General features: G+C 63.9%; 1 protein-coding gene. It reads left to right on the top strand.

What is annotated here, in order from left to right:
- Positions 1–457, top strand: a 457-nt coding sequence (locus tag D3D02_RS19670) for a helicase-related protein (RefSeq protein ID WP_255410180.1), incomplete at both ends; no start/stop codon positions are given.

The following is a 457-nucleotide window of genomic DNA, read 5'->3' as shown; positions in this document are numbered from 1 at the left end:
TGTCGATGCAGTCGGGTAGTGACTACCAGAAACTCGTGATGCGCTCGGGGACCGACCCGCGGGCGCGGGAGGCGCTTCTCGCCAAGCAGCGCGCCCGCGACGTGATGATGAACTCCGAAGCGAAAGTGGACAAACTGGCGCGACTGCTCGCACGCCACCGCGAGGACCGCGTTATCATTTTCACCGCCTCGACGGACCTCGTCTATCGAATCTCCCGGCGGTTTCTCGTCCCGCCGATTACGAACGAAACCGGGACGAAAGAGCGGAGGGAGATTCTCGCCCGTTTCCGTGATGGCACCTACGACACTGTCGTCGCCGTCAACGTCCTCGACGAGGGCGTCGACGTGCCCGATGCGAACGTCGGCATCTTGCTTTCGGGGTCGGGGTCGGAACGCGAGTTCACGCAGCGACTCGGGCGCATTCTCCGCCCGAAAGCGGACGGGATAACCGCGACGCT

Source organism: Halobellus sp. Atlit-38R (assembly GCF_003665925.1).
GTDB lineage: Archaea > Halobacteriota > Halobacteria > Halobacteriales > Haloferacaceae > Haloquadratum > Haloquadratum inordinatus.
The sequence above is the reverse complement of the archived record's forward strand: the minus strand, read 5'-3'. Positions and strand labels throughout refer to the sequence as shown.